General features: G+C 62.1%; 13 protein-coding genes. 10 read left to right on the top strand and 3 right to left on the bottom strand.

Features of this window, described 5'->3' with window-relative positions:
* Positions 1-58: 58 nt before the first annotated feature.
* Positions 59-1,294, top strand: a complete 1,236-nt coding sequence (locus OXI69_08500; GenBank protein ID MDE2666177.1) for a glycosyltransferase — start codon at positions 59-61, stop codon at positions 1,292-1,294.
* A gap of 75 nt (positions 1,295-1,369) precedes the next feature.
* Entirely contained in the window at positions 1,370-4,069 is a 2,700-nt protein-coding gene (locus OXI69_08505; GenBank protein MDE2666178.1) for a UPF0182 family protein, read from the top strand.
* A 16-nt stretch (positions 4,070-4,085) separates the two neighbouring features.
* On the opposite strand, the gene OXI69_08510 is transcribed toward OXI69_08505, so the two are convergent.
* Entirely contained in the window at positions 4,086-5,222 is a 1,137-nt protein-coding gene (locus OXI69_08510; GenBank protein ID MDE2666179.1) for a mechanosensitive ion channel, read from the bottom strand.
* A gap of 126 nt (positions 5,223-5,348) precedes the next feature.
* On the opposite strand from OXI69_08510, the gene nth reads away from it, so the two are divergent.
* Positions 5,349-6,017 (top strand): endonuclease III, encoded by a 669-nt coding sequence (gene nth, locus OXI69_08515; protein MDE2666180.1) that lies wholly within the window; start codon positions 5,349-5,351, stop codon positions 6,015-6,017.
* Here nth and OXI69_08520 read toward each other — a convergent pair.
* Together OXI69_08520 and udk are read right to left on the bottom strand one after the other, a co-directional pair.
* Positions 6,014-6,613 (bottom strand): NUDIX domain-containing protein, encoded by a 600-nt coding sequence (locus OXI69_08520; GenBank protein MDE2666181.1) that lies wholly within the window; start codon positions 6,611-6,613, stop codon positions 6,014-6,016. The genes nth and OXI69_08520 overlap by 4 nt on opposite strands.
* Before the next feature lie 21 nt (positions 6,614-6,634).
* Complete coding sequence (udk, locus tag OXI69_08525) at positions 6,635-7,255, bottom strand: uridine kinase (protein ID MDE2666182.1); 621 nt, start codon at positions 7,253-7,255, stop codon at positions 6,635-6,637.
* A gap of 924 nt (positions 7,256-8,179) precedes the next feature.
* On the opposite strand from udk, the gene OXI69_08530 reads away from it, so the two are divergent.
* The 7 genes from OXI69_08530 (at position 8,180) to OXI69_08560 (ending at position 15,177) form a co-directional block, all read left to right on the top strand.
* Positions 8,180-8,839, top strand: coding sequence for a (2Fe-2S)-binding protein (locus OXI69_08530; GenBank protein ID MDE2666183.1), 660 nt, complete (start codon positions 8,180-8,182; stop codon positions 8,837-8,839).
* Positions 8,832-10,991, top strand: coding sequence for a xanthine dehydrogenase family protein molybdopterin-binding subunit (locus OXI69_08535; protein ID MDE2666184.1), 2,160 nt, complete (start codon positions 8,832-8,834; stop codon positions 10,989-10,991). The genes OXI69_08530 and OXI69_08535 overlap by 8 nt, the downstream gene beginning before the upstream one ends.
* Positions 10,988-11,977 carry an FAD binding domain-containing protein gene (locus OXI69_08540; protein ID MDE2666185.1) on the top strand — a complete coding sequence of 330 codons (990 nt, stop codon included), beginning with the start codon at positions 10,988-10,990 and terminating at the stop codon, positions 11,975-11,977. Before OXI69_08535 ends, OXI69_08540 begins: the two co-directional genes overlap by 4 nt.
* A 2-nt stretch (positions 11,978-11,979) precedes the next feature.
* Positions 11,980-12,195 (top strand): hypothetical protein, encoded by a 216-nt coding sequence (locus OXI69_08545; protein MDE2666186.1) that lies wholly within the window; start codon positions 11,980-11,982, stop codon positions 12,193-12,195.
* 114 nt (positions 12,196-12,309) lie between these two features.
* Complete coding sequence (locus OXI69_08550) at positions 12,310-12,987, top strand: DUF1326 domain-containing protein (GenBank protein ID MDE2666187.1); 678 nt, start codon at positions 12,310-12,312, stop codon at positions 12,985-12,987.
* Between the two features lie 25 nt (positions 12,988-13,012).
* Positions 13,013-13,729 (top strand): hypothetical protein, encoded by a 717-nt coding sequence (locus tag OXI69_08555; protein MDE2666188.1) that lies wholly within the window; start codon positions 13,013-13,015, stop codon positions 13,727-13,729.
* A gap of 131 nt (positions 13,730-13,860) precedes the next feature.
* Positions 13,861-15,177: an inositol-3-phosphate synthase gene (locus OXI69_08560; protein ID MDE2666189.1), complete on the top strand. Its 1,317-nt coding sequence runs from the start codon at positions 13,861-13,863 to the stop codon at positions 15,175-15,177.
* The last annotated feature ends 43 nt before the right edge of the window (positions 15,178-15,220 follow it).

Consider the following 15,220-nt stretch of genomic DNA (forward strand, 5'->3'; position numbering starts at 1 on the left):
CCATCGGAGATGGTAATCCTATTTCTGAGACAGGACACTGTCCACATGGGAAGCTGACATGGCCATCCGGCTGCAGGACTACGAACAGATCGTCGGCCGGGAAGAAATCGCCGAGCTCTCCGTCTTCGCCGAGAGGGTCCGGAACAAGCGGCTGCAGAACATCAACTCCACCGCGGTCGGCGGCGGCGTGGCCGAGATCCTCACCCGGCTGGTCCCGCTGCTTGGCGAGCTCGGAATCGAGGCCACCTGGGACGTCATCAAGGGAGACCAGGCTTTCTTCAACATCACCAAGGCCTTCCACAACGCACTGCACGGGCACCCGGAAGAAATCACCCGGGAAATGCTGGATCACTTCCAGGCCAACACCGAAGCCAACCTCAAGAGCCTCGATCTGAACGGCGACGTAATCGTGGTCCACGACCCTCAGCCGGCAGGCCTGATCCTCAAGAAAAAGGAAATCGGGCGCCGCTGGATCTGGCGTTGCCACATCGATGTCTCATCCCCCAATCCCAAGGTATGGGACTTCCTCCGCCCGCTGGTCGATCAGTACGACGCCTCGGTCTTCTCGATGCCCGAATTTGCGCGGGACCTGGCAGTTCCACAATACATGGTCCCGCCCTCGATCGACCCGCTGAGCGACAAGAACAAGCCCCTGAGCCAGAGCACCATACAAGGGGTGCTGGACAAGTACGAGCTGGACAGCACCCGTCCGATCCTGACTCAGATCTCTCGCTTCGACCGGCTGAAAGACCCGCTGGGGGTCATTGCCGCCTACCGCCTGGTCAAGAGAAACTATGACTGTCAACTGTTGTTGGCCGGGGGCGGCGCCCCGGACGACCCCGAGGGGGAAGTGGTGTTGCGGGAAGTGGAGGAAGCGGCGGCCGGCGATCCGGACATTCACGTGTGCCTGCTTCCCCCCTTCAGCGACCTGGAGATCAACGCGCTGGTGCGCGGGTCCACCGTGGTGATGCAGAAATCGATCAAGGAGGGTTTCGGGCTGACGGTGAGCGAAGCCCTCTGGAAGAAAAAGCCGGTAGTGGGAGGAAGAGTCGGCGGGATCAAGCTGCAGATTCTGAACGGAGTGACCGGATTCCTGGTACACTCGCCTGAAGGGGCGGCACGGCGAACCATGCAACTGCTGGCCAACCCCGGACTGCGCCGGACCATGGGGGAGAACGGGCACCAGCACGTCAAGCAGAATTTCCTGTTGACCCGGCACCTCAAGGACTATCTGTTTCTCATGCTGTCGCTGGACCACCCGGATGAAGACATCGTCCAGTTTTATGAAAATTGATGCGCCGGCGCCGGCAGCTCGACAGCCACGTCGCTTTCCGGGAATGAATCCGATTAGATCCCAAGGAGATCATTGATGAGAAGAAACTGGGGATTGCTCGTTATTTTGGCGATTCTGTTCGGCCTGGGGCTGTTCAACGGAATCATCGGCCTGTGGATGGACTGGCTCTGGTTCGAGGAAACCGGCTTTCCCGTGCTCTTCACCAAGCCGTTGGTCACCCAGTGGATCCTGACGGGGCTGTTCGGACTGTTCTTCTTCATGGTGGTTCACGCCAACGCCAAGGTGGCGCGCCGGCTGGCCGGCGATCAACCTTCATTCTCACCCGACAACCTGATTGAAATCCCCGAGGGTGTGGACCAGGTGTTCCGCAAGTTCCTGCTGGGCGGCACCATTTTCATCGCCTACATCGTGGGGAGCTGGGCGGGCACAAAATGGGATGTCTATCTCGCCTATCAGAACGCCGTGGCCTACGGCAGCGTCGATCCCCTCTTCGAGAAGGACATCGGATTCTACTTCTTCACCCTGCCCTTCTACCAGTTCATCTATCAGTTCGGATGGGCGCTGCTGGTCTTTTCGGCCATCGCTGCTGCCGCCGTCTACCTGATTCAGGGAGGTGTCCAGATCACCCGGAGCGGCCCTCGCATGATCACGGCGGCCCGTTTCCATCTGTTCGGCCTGGTGGCTGCATTCCTGGCATGGCGGGCCATTCACTACCACCTGGAAAAGTACAACCTCCTCTATTCCGACCGGGGCGTGGTCTACGGAGCCAGCTTCACCGACATCCATGCCCAGCTCCCGGTCCTGACCCTGATGATCTTCGTCAGCCTGGTGGCCGCGGGGCTGGTGATGTCCAGCGCCTTCCGAGCCAAGTTCACCCTGGCCCTGGCCGGGATCGGGATTCTGCTGGGGGTGGGATTCGTGGGGAACCAGGGATATCCCTATGTGATTCAGACCTTCGAGGTGGCTCCCAACGAGATCAGCAAGGAGAGCCCCTATATCGAATATGCGGTCAAGCACACACGGATGGCCTACGGGATCGACCGGGTGAAGGAGGAGGAATTCCCCGCCCTGGAGAATCTGACTTCCGAGACTCTGAAGCAAAACGAGCAGACCATGCAGAACATCCGGCTGTGGGACCATCAGCCGCTGCTCCAGACCTACGGGCAGCTCCAGATCATTCGCCCCTACTACGATTTCGTGGACGTGGACAACGACCGCTACTGGATCGACGGCGAGTACCGGCAGGTGAGCCTGTCTCCCCGTGAGCTCTCCTCCGAAAGCCTGCCCAGCCGCATCTGGATCAACGAGCACCTGACCTATACCCACGGTTACGGGATCTGCCAGGGGCCGGTCAACCAGTTCACCCAGGAAGGTCTGCCCACCTTCATGATCAAGGACATTCCCCCGGCTTCCACCACCGACATCAAGGTCACCCGGCCGGAGATCTACTACGGAGAACTCTCCCACTCCTACTGCTTTGTCAAGACCCACGCCAAGGAGTTCGATTATCCCTCGGGAGAGGAAAACGTCTTCACCGACTACCAGGGAGCGGGGGGCATCCCGGTGGGCGGTTTTCTGCGCAAGCTGCTTTTCGGCCTCTACTTCAAGGAACCCAAGATCATCCTCTCGAGCGACATCCACGCCGGAAGCCGCCTGATGTTCGACCGCGCCGTGGCCACCCGTCTCCGCAAGCTGCTGCCTTTCCTGCGCTATGACAGCGATCCCTACATGGTGATCTCGGATGAGGGCAAGCTCTTCTGGATCGTCGACGGGTATACGGTCAGCGGGCAGTTTCCCTACTCCCAACCGGTGCGGGGCCTGGGAAACTACATCCGCAACGCGGTCAAGGTCACCATCGACGCCTACAACGGCACCGTCAAGCTCTACGTGAACGACCCCGAGGACCTTCTGATCAAGGTCTACTCCAAGATATATCCCGGCGTCTTTCAGCCCCTGGAGGGAATGCCCGAGGACCTCAGGCAGCACCTGCGCTACCCGGTGGACCTGTTTCGCGTCCAGGCCAACATCTACGCCACCTACCACATGACCGACCCCCAGGTCTTCTACAACAAGGAGGACCTGTGGCGGATCCCCACTCTCTCCCAGCAGGAGGGGGCCACCCCTCTGGAGCCCTACTACACCATCATGAAGCTCAACAGCGAGGCGGCGAAGGAAGAGTTCATCCTGATGATTCCCCTCACCCCGGCACGCCGCGAGAACATGATCGCCTGGATGGCCGCCCGCTGCGACGCTCCCAACTACGGGCAACTGGTGGTGTACAGGTTCCCCAAGCAGCGGCTGGTCTACGGCCCCTCCCAGATCGTGGGCCGCATCAACCAGGAAGCTGAGATCTCGCAACAGCTCACCCTTTGGGGACAGGGAGGCTCCTCGGTCATCCGGGGAAGCCTGCTGGTGATTCCGGTCGAGGAATCGGTTCTCTACATTCAGCCTCTCTACCTGGCGGCCGCCTCCGACCGCAGCCTGCCCGAGCTCAAGCGGGTGATCGTGGCCTACGGCAACCAGATCGCCATGGAAGAGACCCTGGATCTCTCGCTGGCCAGGATCTTCGGCGGAAGCGTGAGTCCTGCCGCCACTCGAGTGGCCGAGGCCAACGGCCGGCCGCGGCAGCAGGAAACGGTACAGTCCCTCATCCGGGACGCGACTGAAACCTACAACCGTGCTCAATCGGCCTTGAAGCAGGGGGATTGGGCTCGCTACGGGGAGGAAACCCGCGTTCTGGGAGAAATCCTGCAGAGGCTTCGCCAGAGGCAGTAGACGGGGCGGAAAGAGGTCAGTCCGGGGAGGGCGACTTCCATTCCGGAGGCGCGGTCTTGAGGTGCAGGTCCCGTTGGGGGAACGGAATGTGGATCCCGTGCTGCTGGAACTTTTCGTAGATGGCGAGGTTGAGCTGGCCGACGAAGACGCCGCGCCGATGAAGCATTCGTGTCGTCCAGACCCTGAGTTGGAACTCCAGGGCGCTGTCGCCAAAGGCCCAGAACACCACCCTCGGTGAGGGCTCCTTCAGGACATTTTCATTTTCCTCGGCAACCTCCAGCAGGAGCCGCTCCACCTGGCGCACGTCGGAGCCGTAAGCCACCGGAACCGGTATCCGGAATCGCACCTTCTGGTCCCCGTGGCTCCAGTTGATCACATTGAAAGAAGTGAAGCTGGAATTCGGAATGATGAAGTCGATGTTGTCGTTGGTTCGCACCGTGGTAGCCCGGGCCGCAATGTGCACCACGTGGCCGTGCACCTCCCCGACCTCGATGCGGTCCCCGACCTTGATCGGCCGTTCGAAGAGAATGAATATCCCGCTGATGAGGTTGTTGGCGATGTTCTGCAGGCCGAAGCCGACCCCTACACCCACTCCGCCCGCCACCAAGCCCAGCATGGTCAGATCGATCTCGGCGGCGCTCTGAAGCAAGACCAGGAACCCCACGATGACGATCAGGTACTGGGCGGAGGTCGCGATCGCGTGGCGGACACTCAGGTCCATGGGGGCCTTGTTGAGGATGTAGTTGAGCAGCAGGCGGCGGACCCCCCGGGCCAGCAGCGCAATCACCGCGAAAGCCGCCACCACCATAAACAGGTTCTTGATCTTGAAGTTGGTTTTCCCCGGCACAATTTCGCTTTCGAAAAACCGGTCCAGCAGGGAAAGCCCCTGGGAAAGCAGCCCCAGCATTTTGGTGTTGAGAAACCGGGTCTGAGGAATGGCGGCCAGCACTCCCGAAGCCACCGCGACCCAAACGGTCAGGCTTAGCAGGACAAAGGCCCAATCCAACCCGCTGTGCAGCATCGGTCCGAAGGGGTGCTCCCGTCGAATCAACTCCTTCAGGCGCCGCCGCACCCGGCGAAAGAGGACCTGGGCCGCCACTGCCACCAGGACCATTGCAATGGTGGCAATCAGTCTCCATTCCTGATCTGACATTAGGCCCAACCTCCTTGAAGGGCTTATCTTGATCAACCCGTATATCCCACCAGGTCAACCCATACATTATAGAAGATCGTTCATTTTCAGGTCTTTCTTTGCCCTGCGATAAGATAATAGATACCCATGTCAGTTTCCAACGACCCAGAGACAATCGAACAGGTCGGCAAGAGGCAGGTGTCCGGCATTCTGGCGGGCCTGAAGAAGGCCTATCCGGAGGCCGAGTGCGCGCTGAGGCACGCTGACCCGCTGCAACTGCTGATCGCGACCATCCTGTCGGCCCAGTGCACCGACAAGCGAGTCAACCTGGTGACGCCGGAGCTCTTTCGCAAGTACCCTTCGGCGGAAGCCTTTGCCCGCGCCTCTCTGCCGACCCTGGAGCGGATGATTCATTCCACCGGATTCTTCCGCAACAAGGCCAAAAACATCCGGGAGGCCTGCCGCCGCCTGGTGAGAGACCACAACGGGCAGGTGCCGCAGTCCATGGAGGAGCTTCTTCGACTTGCCGGAGTGGCCCGCAAGACGGCCAACGTCGTGCTTGGGACGGCCTACGGGGTGACCTCAGGGGTGGTGGTCGACACCCACGTGTTTCGGATTTCCCGGCGGCTTGGCCTGACCCGGGCGAGGACCCCGGAAAAAGTCGAGCAGGATCTCATGGCCGTGATTCCTGCCGGTGAATGGATCAATTTTTCCCACCGCCTCATTCACCACGGCCGCCGAATCTGCAGCGCCCGCAAACCCCAGTGCAGCCTGTGCGCGCTGGAGTCCCATTGCCGGAAGGTGGGGCTCGATTAGCCCGGGCTCTCCGCGCCCGTTCCGCGGCGGAGTCGACTCTCCAGCATGTGCAGTCCGATCAGCGTCTTGGCATCCTGGATCTGTCCGGAGCGGGCCATTTCCAGAGCCTGGCTCAAGGGCACCCAGCAGGCCTGAATGTCCTCCTCTTCCTGCGCCACACCGTGAACGCCCAGAGACTGCTCGGGATCCTCCAGGGTGCCCACGAAGAGATGTACCTTGTCGGAACAGGCTCCGGGACTGAAAAAGTACTCGGCCAGCAACTCCAGGCCCGCCAGCTTCAGCCCGGTCTCCTCCAGAACCTCCCGGTGAGCCACGGTCTCGATGGACTCCCCTTTCTCCTGGATTCCCGCCACGCATTCGATCAGCCAGCCGTCGCCGGTTCGGGCGTGCACGGCATAGCGAAACTGGCGGATCAGGAGCACCCGATCCCGACCGGCGTCGTAAATCATGATCGCCGCTACTTCCCCGCGGTGGTAGCGATAACGCCGGACGGCGCCGCTCATCTCCCCACTGAACTTTTCGAAGGCCAGGTCGGCCCTCTCAATCCGAATGAAGCCGTCATACTCCAAACCCGTTTGTCTGATGTGAACTCTCACGAACCTGGCTCCCTCCTTCCCTCAGATGCCGGCCGCTATCTTGATCCGGTCCCCGACCTGGGCAAGCTGCTGCTCAATGCCGTCCACCCCGGAGATCACCAGATCGGCCTGCGTTCGAGCCGGCTCGACAAAGCGCAGGTGCATGGGCCGCACCGTCTCAAGGTATTGGTGGACGATGGATTCCACGCTCCGCCCCCGTTCCCGGATATCGCGCCTCAGGCGGCGGATGAAGCGGATGTCGGGATCGGCATCCACAAAGAGCTTCAGGTCGAGACAGCCGACCAACTCCTCCGCCGCGAAGACCAGCGTCCCCTCTACCAGAATGACCGGCCGGGGAGGAGCCGGCTCCGAGCCCTCAAGGCGAACGTGTCGCGTGAAATCATATCTTGGCCGGTCAATTTCCAGGCCCGCTTGCAGCTGCTTCAGATGTCGCACCAGCAGCTCGAAATCCACCGCCTCCGGCCGATCGAAATTCCGCAGGGCCCGTTGTTCCACCGGGAGATGGCCGGCATCCCGGTAGTAGTGGTCCTGAGACAGGATCAGCACCCGCTCCGGCCCCAAAAACTCCGCCAGTTTCAGGGACAGCGTCGTCTTGCCCGACCCCGTTCCCCCGCCGACGCCGATTGTTATTCTGGGCTTCATGGTTGAGACATTCCCGGCGGCGCCGACCCGACCGAGCAGTTTGAATGATCAGTGTTCTCCGACGACATGCTGCCGGGAGATCAAGGCTAAGGCCTCCGCCGACAACCCGTCAAGCCTTCCGGACCCGCACCGAGCCATCGGGAGGGCGCCCCATCCGGGAGCGCGGGCGTCCCGCCCGCATCCTTATTCCTTTTGGCCGCACAGCGATACTTGAAGGACAACGAAGCGCCACGACGGGAGAGGGAGTTGCTTCAACGCCACGCGCCACCATTAAACGGATAATTCACATCGATGCACAGGATGCACAGGATTTTTCCAGGATACTGCCAGCTCTTAATCCTGAGCACCCGCAAGCCCGCACCGGATCGACGCCCGAGCCGGCACTTGGTGCACAAACCCTTCGTCCTTTTAATCCTGTGCATCCTGTGTATCCATGTTCAAAAAATGTCGATCCCCTGCGCCGTAGCCGACCGATCCAGGTCGCGGAGATGGGGAAGGCCGTTCCAGGGATTGTGCGGGCGGGACGCCCGCGCTCCCGGGTGGCTTCCTCCCATGACCTGATGACACCAAGGTCACGATCATCGCCCGATTCAGCCTCTCGTGCAGCAGCGTCCCGTCCTGATGATCCTGTGCATCCTGTGCATCGATGTTCACTTGATCGTACTTCCCGATGGATCTGCCCAGTCGCGGGGAGCGCGCGCCTCCCGCCCGCATCCTGGTCCGTCCGATAGCAGTTGACAACCGAGAAAGCCTGCCTCTATGATGCAGACCTCTCTGGATTCATCCGGAATCAACGCCCATTCACATAGAAAGGCCGGGGTCCACCGGGACCGAACAGCGGCCCGTGAGACGCCCGTCGGGAACAGGCCATGGATGGCGGTCTGCTTTCCGAAAGCGATGGTCTTCTCCCTCAGGAGGTAACGCATGCCAAAACCCAAAGAGCCTGAAGGCAAGGGCGCGCTCGAGGTATCGCGCAGAGGCTTCCTCACCGGCGCCGGCGCGGTGATTTCCTCCAGTCTGGTAGCCGGAACCGAGTCGCTACGCGCCGCTCCGGAATCCGCGGGGGCGGAGGTGGCCGGTCCGGGCAAGGTCGACATCACGCTCGCGGTAAACGGAGCCGAGAGAAGCCTGGCGCTGGAACCTCGCGTCACCCTGCTGGATGCACTTCGCTTCGAGCTGGACCTCACCGGCGCCAAGAAAGTCTGCGACCGCGGCACCTGCGGGGCCTGCACGGTCACCATCGACGGGAAACCCGCCTATGCCTGCTCCGTTCTGGCCATCCAGGTCCAGGGGAAGGACATCCGGACGGTGGAGGGGCTGGCCCAGGTCGACCGGCTGCACCCGATACAACAGGCCTTCGTCGACAACGACGCCCAACAGTGCGGGTATTGCACGCCCGGGTTCGTAATGGCCTGCAAGGCCTTTCTCGACAAGAACCCCACCCCCACCCTGGACCAGGTCCGCACCGGTCTGGGAGGCAACCTCTGCCGCTGCGGAACCTACGTGGGCGTGGCCCAGGCCGTATTGCAGTCGTCAGAGAGTCAAACCGGCAGCCTGGTTGTCGAAGGGAGGAATCATGCCTGAGTATCGATGGCCCGACAGGAACGAACGACAGGTCCTGGGGAAACGAGTCAGCCGGCTCGACGGCCCCGACAAGGTCACTGGAAAGGCCCAGTACACCTCCGACGTCAACCTGGCGGGGACGCTGCACGCCAAGTTCCTGCGCTGCCCCCATGCACACGCCCGGGTCACCAGCATTGACACCAGCGCCGCCGAGAGCCTGCCCGGGGTCAAGGCCGTGCGGGTGATTCAGGGACCGGGGAAAGAAGTCCAATGGTCTCTGGACGACATCGCGGTGGTGGCTGCCGTGGATGAGGCCACGGCCGAGGACGCGGTTCGAAAGATCGTGGTGGAGTACGAAGTGCTGCCTCACCTGGTCAACGAAGACGACCTGGGCAAGGCCGGAGACCGCACCAAGCCGGCTTCGGAACAGGTCAAGGGCGACCCCGATCAAGCCTTTCAGGATGCCGATGCGGTGGTCGAGGGCGAGTATGGGATCCCGGTCATCACCCACTGCTGCCTGGAGCCGCACGGCCAGGTCATAGACTGGAGTGGGGAGACGCTGACGGCCTATCAGTCGACCCAGAACATTTCCGGGATGGCCAACCAGTTCGCCCAACCCCTGGAGATCCCGGCCGCCAACGTCTCCATTGTTCAGGACCACGTGGGCGGCGGATACGGCAGCAAGTTCGGGGCCGATAGCTGGGGCCTGGAAACCGCCAGGCTGTCTCGGGATACCGGCCGGCCGGTCCGCAACTTTCTGGAGCGGGACGCCGAGCTGTTCGTAGCCGGGGTCCGACCCTCCGGTTTCGCCAGGATCAAGGTGGGAGCCAAGAAAGACGGTTCGCTGACCGCCTGGGAAGCGGAGTCCTGGGGAACCAGCGGCTTGAGTGGAGGGGGGATTTCCATGCAGGTCCTTCCCTACGTGATCAATCCACCCAACGTCCGCAAGAAGCACACCGGCATTGCGACCAACACCGGCCCGGCGCGGGCCTGGAGGGCGCCCAACCATCCTCAGACCTGCTGGTTGACCTTCGCCGCCCTGGACGACTTGGCGGCCAAGCTGGAGATGGACCCCCTCGACTTCTACCTCAAGAACCTCAACCTCACCGAGCGCCCCGACCTTTATGGCAAGCAGCTGATCCGAGCCGAGGAGCTGATGGGGTGGCGCAAGAAGTGGCGCCCCAGAGGGCAGGAAGCGGCAGGTCCCGTCAAGCACGGGCTGGGTCTGGCCTTTCACACCTGGGGAGGACGGGGCCACAACAGCACGGCCCGATTGGTGATCGATCCGGACGGTTCGGTTTCCATCAGCATGGGCACCCAGGATATCGGAACCGGCACCACCACCGTCATCGCCATGGTGGCCGCCGAGACCTTCGGATTGCCGGTCAATTCCATCAAGGTCAACACCGGCCGCTCCCCCGACTACCCCCGTTCCGGCCCCTCCGGCGGCAGCACTACCGTCGGCGGGGTTTGCGCGGCCACCCGGCGGGCCTGCCAACTGGCCCTGGAAGAACTCTTCGAAAAGGTGGCTCCCAGGCTGGGGACGGAGCCGTCCGAGCTGGAAGCCGCAAGCGGCCGCATCCGGGTCAAGGGCAGACCCTTCAGAAGCCTTACCTGGAAGCAGGCTGCTTCCCGTCTGGGGGTGACTCCATTGGAAGTGACCGGCAGAAACATCAGCGCCAGCCGTAGAGCTTCAGACGGCAAGCTGATCGATTCCGGAGTGGCCGGAGTGCAAATGGCCGAAGTCTCGGTGGACACGGAGACCGGAGTGGTCAAGATGAAGAAGTTCGTGGCCATTCAGGACTGCGGTCTGATCGTCAACGAGAAGTTGGCCGAGAGTCAGGTGTACGGGTCGCTGATCATGGGCATTTCCTCGGCATTGACCGAGGAGCGCATCATGGACGAGCGAACCGGATCGCTCCTGAACGGAGAAATGGAGTTCTACAAGCTGGCTGGCCTGGGCGATATCGGTCAACTGGTCGTGGAGATGTGGAAAGATGCGGAGCAGGACGCTCGCGGAGTGATCGGGCTTGGGGAACCCCCGGTGATCGCACCGGTCGGGGCCATTGGCAACGCCGTGGCCAACGCTATCGGCGTACGGGTGCCGCGTGCGCCCTTCATTCCGAGGCGCGTCCTGGCGGCGCTGGAAGAGAAAGGAGGGCTCTACGCATGAAGGCTTTCGAGTATGCCAGTCCCACCACCAAGGAGCAGGCCATCCAGTTGCTGGGAGCCCAGTGGGAAGAGGCCGAGGTTTTGGCCGGCGGCACCGACCTCCTCAGTCTCATGAAGACCTTCGGCACCACCCCCAAGCGAGTGGTGGACATACAGGGAATTCAGGAATTCCAGGGAATCGACTACATCTCCTCCTCCGGCCTGCGCCTGGGAGCCCTGGCTACCCTGTCGGAGCTGATCGACCATCCGGCGGCCCAAAAGCACTATCCCTCGCTGGTGCAGGCAGCCAACGGCGTCAGAAGCCAGCAGATCCAGAGCTTCGGCACCATTGGCGGCGACCTTTGCCAGCGGCCGCGCTGCTGGTACTTCCGCAACGGCTTGGGGTATTTCCCCAAGGATGGCTCGGGGCAGGACCTGGTCAGGCAGGGAGAGAATCAATACCACGCCATCCTGGGCAACTCGGGAGAGGCGGCCTTCGTCAGCGCCTCCAGCCTGGGCCCGCCCCTGATCGCCCTGGGGGCCACCCTGAGGATTTTCAGCAAGGACGGTTCGCGCGAGCTGCCGGTGGCCGAGTTCTTCCGCACCCCGCGGCAGGAATCGGATCGCGAGACGATTCTGAAGCCCGGCGAGATCCTGGGAGAAATCCACGTTCCCCCGGCCGGGGAGGTGCTCGACGCCACCTATGAGGTTCGGGAAAAGGAAGCCTTGGACTGGCCGCTGGTCACGGCCTCGGTCGCCTTGAAGCTGAGCGGAGGCAAAGCGGAGCAGGCCCGCATCGTCCTGGGTCACGTCGCCCCGATCCCCTGGAACGCCGTCGGGGCGGCCGAGGGCCTGGTGGGCAATGCGATCGATGAAAGCACGGCGGCTGAGGCAGGCAATGCCGCCGTTGACGGAGCTACACCTCTGAGCAGGAACGGATACAAGGTTCAACTGGCCCGGGTGGCGGTGAAACGGGCGATTCTGAACGCTGTCATGGGAGGGGCATAGCCATGGCCGGACGCTTTGAAGGGTACGAACATGAAGTCTGCAACTGCCTGCGCTGGAAGAGCCTTTTCTACGAGTCGGTCCCCGACCCCACCGTGCCTCCGGCAGGCGACGACAACTACTGGTGCGCGCTGACCCAGAGAATCCTGGGCCCCGATGAGCAGCTGGTGGAGCCTGAGAACTGCAAGCTGGGACGAACCTGCTTTCGAGGAGGATTCTAGGCAGCACCGAGCCCGCGGAATATCGCTCGACGGGTGCGGTTGAGTTGCATCTCGCCAGCGTACTATAATGGCGGAGACGAGGGAGTCAGGCACCATCCACGGGAGGGACAAGCAATGAAAGCAACTATCCTCTTGGTCTTGATCCTGGGTTTGGCCTGCCCGGGCTGGGCGGCCGTCATCTCGGGTGACTATGTGGAGACCCGCAGCGCCAATGTCTATACCGGGCCCTGCGTGGCCAATGCCGAGTCCGGTCTGACCGGCGACCAGGCCATACTGGCCTGGCGGATCCGAAAGGGAAGCTGGCAGGGTGTCAAGCTGGACGGTCTGGGTGTGGTGGGCGTCACCAAAGCCAAAGCCACCCTGGGCGATCCTTATGGCAACCCTTATCCGGCAAAATCGGTGCTCATCGTGGATGCGCGGGCCAACCCACGGCAACGGGCGGCTTTGGAGGCCTTCGCTCAAACCATGGCCCCCGAGCTCTTGCGGAACGTAGTGAATGTGGAACGCGCACCCATTCACCTGGCGCTCGGAGAGGGCGAGTCGCACGGATCGGCCGAGTTGCAGGCCGGTAATCTGGCCAGAATCAAGGCCCGGCCCATCGGAGCCAAGGACCACCTCTGTGGCAATGAGCACGTCCATTACCCTCCACTGACCCGGCTCTCCCATGCCATGCCGGCCTACACCATCAACGACGAGTTCAGCGGACGCGGACTGGGAGTGAACTGGAAAATCAACGGCAAGACCAACGCCTTCGTGGGACACTTCTCCTACGACTCCGCCCCGCAACGCTGACCGCAACCGGGCGTCCGCCAACCGAATGCGATGGCCGGAGCTCAGCCTCCGGCCAACCACCTTTCCCGCCCTCATGGTCTTTCGCTTCGCCAGCTTCAGCCTGCTGCTGCTAACTCTCCCGGGCGTGCAAACCGCCTTGGGAGAAGACTTCTCCCTGGAAGAGGTCGAGCGTCCGCCCGAGGCTCTGGCGGAACCCCTCAAATCCAGCCTGAATCCGGCCGGCGTTCGTGTGCTGAATGGACAGGGAAACCCGTGGTGTGAGATTTGGGTCCGTCGAGAGATCGCAGACTCAGGTCAGCCCGCCTCCCCGGAAGCCGTATATCCGGCTTTCCACTCGGGAGTCCTGCTGGGGTTGATGAGGTTCCCCGAGGGTGGTACCGATTTTCGGGGCCTTCCGGTCGGGAAGGGAACCTACACCATGCGCTACGGTGTGATTCCCCAGGACGGAAACCACGTCGGGGCCGCGCCCATTGTGGACTTCGTTCTGCTGATTCCGCTGAGCGAGGACACCCTGGCGCCGGACGCGCAACTCAGTTCCGAGGAGTTGGTGGAACTCAGCAAGAAAGCGTCCGGGACCCACCATCCCACCGTCATCAACCTGGCATTCCCTCCCGACTCCGTAGAGCGTCCTATCCTGGAGAATTACGAATCCGACCATTGGATCCTGTCGCTGCCCTTGAATCAGAAGTCCGGTGGACAATTGCCGGTGAGTATTATTGTCCATGGCCAGGCCGCCGGATAGTCCCCGCGGCCCGGGGAGTCGCGCCCCGTTCCCCAGCCCCAGCGTCGCGGAATTTTCGAGTTGCCATGTGTGCCGACTTCGTTGCATGATTTCGGTTCGTTTGAGCGGATCTCATTTTGGGAGAGTACGACGTGATCGAGAAAGGAACCGAAGTTGCCGCACCCCAGGGCAAGCTGGGAATTCTTCTGCCGGGGATGGGCGCCGTGGCGTCCACCTTCATTGCCGGAGTCGAGGCCATTCGCCGGCAAAAGGCTCCACCGATCGGGTCCCTCACCCAGATGGGAACGGTCCGGTTGGGCAAGCGCACCGAAAAACGGGTGCCCTTGATCAAGGACTTCGTCCCCCTGGCTTCGCTGAATGACCTGGTCTTCGGCGGCTGGGACATTCACGGGGAGTCCTGCTACGAGACGGCCGTTCGCTCCGGGGTGCTGGACCCCCGGCAACTGGAAGAACTGCGGCCGCACTTGGAGGAGATCCGCCCCTGGAAGGCAGTCTTCAGTCGCAAGTACGTCAAGCGCCTGTCGGGACGCCACGTCAAGAGAGCCGCCAACAAGCGCCAACTGGCCCTGGCGGTCATGAAGGACATCGAGCAGTTCCGGAAGACCCACGATCTGAGCCGCCTGGTGATGATCTGGTGCGGAAGCACCGAAGTATTCCTGAAGCCCAGCGAGGTCCACTCCAGTCTGGCCAGGTTCGAAAAGGGACTGGAGGAGAACGACCCCAGGATCTCCTCCAGCATGATCTACGCCTACGCCGCCCTTTCGATGGGAATCCCCTATGCCAACGGGGCTCCCAATCTGTCGGCCGACATTCCGGCCATGCTGGAACTGGCCAGGAAGAACAAGGTCCCCGTTTGCGGCAAGGACTTCAAGACCGGGCAGACGCTCATGAAGACCATCATTGCTCCCGGACTGAAGTCCCGGCTCATCGGCCTGGCCGGCTGGTACTCCACCAACATCCTCGGCAATCGGGACGGCGAGGTGTTGGACGAACCGCAGTCATTCAAGACCAAGGAGGAGACCAAGCTTTCGGTGCTGGATCAAATCCTGCAGCCCGGCATCTACCCCGAGCTCTACGGGGACTATCACCACCAGGTGCGCATCAACTACTACCCGCCGCGTGGAGACAACAAGGAGGGATGGGACAACGTGGATATCTTCGGGTGGCTGGGGTACCCCATGCAGATCAAGGTGAACTTTCTCTGCCGGGACAGCATCCTGGCGGCTCCCCTCTGCCTGGACCTGGCCCTGTTCCTGGACCTGGCCAAACGCGCCGGAATGCACGGGATTCAGGAGTGGCTGTCCTTCTACTTCAAGAGCCCTCAATGCGCGCCGGAACTCTACCCCGAACACGACATCTTCATCCAGCTCATGAAGCTCAAGAACACCCTGCGGTACCTGAAGGGTGAGGAGATGATCACCCACCTCGGCGTGGAGTACTATGACTGACCGGCTCGGTTCAGAAGGCGATGCCGACCGACACCTTCGACCG

The organism is Acidobacteriota bacterium, assembly GCA_028875575.1.
In the GTDB taxonomy this organism is placed as follows: domain Bacteria; phylum Acidobacteriota; class Terriglobia; order Versatilivoradales; family Versatilivoraceae; genus Versatilivorator.

Coding starts and splice junctions, on each gene's coding strand:
- OXI69_08555 (MDE2666188.1), top strand. CDS start 13,013: ATGCGATGGCCGGAGCTCAGCCTCCGGCCAACCACCTTTCCCGCCCTC.
- OXI69_08510 (MDE2666179.1), bottom strand. CDS start 5,222: ATGTCAGATCAGGAATGGAGACTGATTGCCACCATTGCAATGGTCCTG.
- OXI69_08500 (MDE2666177.1), top strand. CDS start 59: ATGGCCATCCGGCTGCAGGACTACGAACAGATCGTCGGCCGGGAAGAA.
- OXI69_08545 (MDE2666186.1), top strand. CDS start 11,980: ATGGCCGGACGCTTTGAAGGGTACGAACATGAAGTCTGCAACTGCCTG.
- OXI69_08530 (MDE2666183.1), top strand. CDS start 8,180: ATGCCAAAACCCAAAGAGCCTGAAGGCAAGGGCGCGCTCGAGGTATCG.
- OXI69_08505 (MDE2666178.1), top strand. CDS start 1,370: ATGAGAAGAAACTGGGGATTGCTCGTTATTTTGGCGATTCTGTTCGGC.
- OXI69_08550 (MDE2666187.1), top strand. CDS start 12,310: ATGAAAGCAACTATCCTCTTGGTCTTGATCCTGGGTTTGGCCTGCCCG.
- udk (MDE2666182.1), bottom strand. CDS start 7,255: ATGAAGCCCAGAATAACAATCGGCGTCGGCGGGGGAACGGGGTCGGGC.
- OXI69_08540 (MDE2666185.1), top strand. CDS start 10,988: ATGAAGGCTTTCGAGTATGCCAGTCCCACCACCAAGGAGCAGGCCATC.
- OXI69_08535 (MDE2666184.1), top strand. CDS start 8,832: ATGCCTGAGTATCGATGGCCCGACAGGAACGAACGACAGGTCCTGGGG.
- nth (MDE2666180.1), top strand. CDS start 5,349: ATGTCAGTTTCCAACGACCCAGAGACAATCGAACAGGTCGGCAAGAGG.